The organism is Borreliella japonica (assembly GCF_900099615.1).
GTDB classification, from domain to species: Bacteria; Spirochaetota; Spirochaetia; order Borreliales; family Borreliaceae; genus Borreliella; species Borreliella japonica.
Window position 1 is genome coordinate 1 of the sequence record NZ_FMTE01000024.1, and the last position, 2,777, is coordinate 2,777.

Annotated in this window: 1 protein-coding gene and 1 pseudogene; both read right to left on the bottom strand. The window is 24.3% G+C overall.

Features of this window, described 5'->3' with window-relative positions:
- Positions 1-1,097: 1,097 nt before the first annotated feature.
- On the bottom strand, positions 1,098-2,117 hold the full coding sequence (locus tag BLO14_RS05660; protein WP_091973940.1) for a ferrous iron transporter A: 1,020 nt from the start codon (positions 2,115-2,117) through the stop codon (positions 1,098-1,100).
- Between the two features lie 308 nt (positions 2,118-2,425).
- Positions 2,426-2,777, bottom strand: a pseudogene (locus BLO14_RS05665) (class I SAM-dependent DNA methyltransferase); the annotation flags it as partial.

The following is a 2,777-nucleotide window of genomic DNA, read 5'->3' on the forward strand; positions in this document are numbered from 1 at the left end:
AATTGAAAGCCGTAAAATATCTAAAAAGATTGGGATTACCACCACTAGAAAATTCTCTAAACCCCAACCTGTACATATTATTCAAAATCTTCAAGATGTTCTTTTCCTTTTATATGTATAAAATTTATATTGTTTATTTTCAGTTTGTTATACTTATAAAATTTAGACATTAAGTATACTATGAGGCACTACATTACTTACAATTCATTCACAAAATAATTTGAATATTGAAAGTGCCGTTTTTTTTGATTGTGCAATTTTTAGTAGATTATTTTCTAATAAAAACCCTTAATTTAAAAAGATATATAATTTTTATTAATTTTTTTGAAAATTTTGGAGATTTACTATAACATACTGGTGGTCACAATACTAAATTCATAGATAATACTATAATCCTAGTGATATCCTTAAAATGGAAACAAAATCTTTTAATTACTACTAAGCTAGAATAGCAAAATTAATAAATTCTTTTTATAATGAGTGTTACAATTTTATAAGTTGTATTTTTGTTTGGAGAATTAATTTTGAATAAATATTTTAATAATAAACAGTGTTTTTCTTGCAACAGATTAATTAAAAATTATGACAAAATTTGTGCCGCTTGTAGGACTACAAATAGACAAAATAAACAATCTTATTTGGGATTAATAGCATTTTTATTGTGCTTACCTTTTATATATATAAAGTTAAATTTTTTCTCATAAAAATATTCTCCTTTTCTCTAATTTAAAATACGTATTCTTAAATAAGAATACGTATCACTTTTGGTTAATTTACAATATGATTGGCTTTATAATAAGTGAAAATATAAAGTCGATTGATTTTATAGCCTTTACTACTTAATAAAAAATCCCTTCATACCACTCCCCCCACCTTCTCTTTAGCTTTATTGTCATTTTCAAAATCTAAACACTTAATCGCAATCAAAATGCGATATTTACACTAGTATCTTTTTCTATTATTAATACATTTTTAATAATTTTATTGCTCTTAATAATCAATGTAGAGCTACTTTATAAATACTATTTATCTAAATAACATTTCATTTATTCTTAATGAATTTTTTTGATAAAGTACTAATATTCAATTATTGAATATTAGTACCAAACTCCATTTCCATCAATTACAACTTGCATTTCTTTAAGTGAATCCTTAATTAACAAGATTGGACCTACTATTGATTTATATGCTTCGTACGAATCAGATTGTCCTTTAATACTTGAAATTAAAGTCTTTATTTTTGTTTCAATCTCATCTAATTTTCTTTTCGCATGCATTTCACTTATGTATAATAAATTTGCTGCGGTATTTGAACTCATCTGAATATAATTTAATAGAGCATTAAGATTTTTTTCAAGCTTTTCTTTTGTAAACTTTTTAGCATTTTCCCTAGCTCTAGCTTTAGCAGAGGGATCAAGAAATGTAGAATACATTCGAGTTCGCTTTGTTGCAAACGAGTTATAATTAGAATATATTTTACTAATTGTTTTAATTGCTAAATCTACATTATATTTAACACCTTGTAGATAAGATTTATATCGATTATTTAATATTGTCTCCTCATCATATTCATTATAACTTTCTTCCTCTACTTCATCGTCGTATAAAATAGTATTTGAACCCGAAACAGTCTGTAAGTCGCTTTTTGGTCTTGAATCAGAATCTATAGTAAAATAAAATTCATTGCTTTCAAAAATATCCTTGGATTCACCACTTTCACCACTAAGAAAATTCAAACTTCCTTTGGTCATCCCTTTAGGTTTATTCTGTTGTTTTTGTATTTTTTCCTTTCTGGTAGACTCAAGCTGCTCCCTTAATAATTTAGTTTCTAAAACTTCTTCTCCTGATATTATATTTTTTTGTAATAAATTACCATTATTAGTAAACAACCCCTTTGCATGATTATAAGGCTCTTCTTTAGCAATCTTCTCTTTGACTTCGATTTTCTTCTTATTAATAAAATTTTTAATAGATTCTTCGTTAGCACCTAAAATAGAACTTCCTTTGCCATCAAGCAAACCAAGAGATTTCTCTTTCATTTCACCTTTCATAAATACATCACAACTAATAAAACCAAATAACAAACCCAAAGCTAAATATTTAATTTCAAATTTCATGCTTCCTCTCCTCTAAAGCTAACATTAACTTTAGATCATTTTAATTTGAATTACAAAAATTAACAAACCTTTCTTACTAAAAAGAATATCATCTGAAAAATATAAATATCAAAATTCTTTAAAATTTTAAATACCATATAATCTACTAATGTAAACCTTTAATTCCAAAAATACAAACCTTAAATTGTATTTTTTCAAGAACTGAAAACTTTAACCTAAAAAAATAACCTTCCAAATTTTCTATGAAATCATAGGTGAAAAATTATTTGTTATTTTTTGTTAAAATCTCATTTTTTATTTTTTTTGACTTATTTGTACTGAAAACTTTTATTATTTAGCAAATAATTTTCATATCCCTTTATTAAAGATGAAATATAATCTTCTCCTTTTTTGTTTTTTAATGCTTTAAAATCACTAAGTAAAATGATAAAATCTTCTTTGGTTAATGAGTAAAGACTAGCTACAATAAAGTTATTTTCATTTTCTTTTTCTTTAAAAAATTCATCTTCCGCATTTAGATTTAGCACTTTATTAACTTTTTTCTTTATCAAATCCAAAATGTTCTAAGTAAAGTAAATTAGAAAAATTTGAAGGATCATTTTTGGCTATTAGTAATGAAGTATTTTTTATTAAAGCTAAATATAGTGGATTAGCTAAAAT

Excerpts from the sequence above, each read along its gene's own strand:
- BLO14_RS05660 (WP_091973940.1), bottom strand. The coding sequence starts at position 2,117 with ATGAAATTTGAAATTAAATATTTAGCTTTGGGTTTGTTATTTGGTTTT.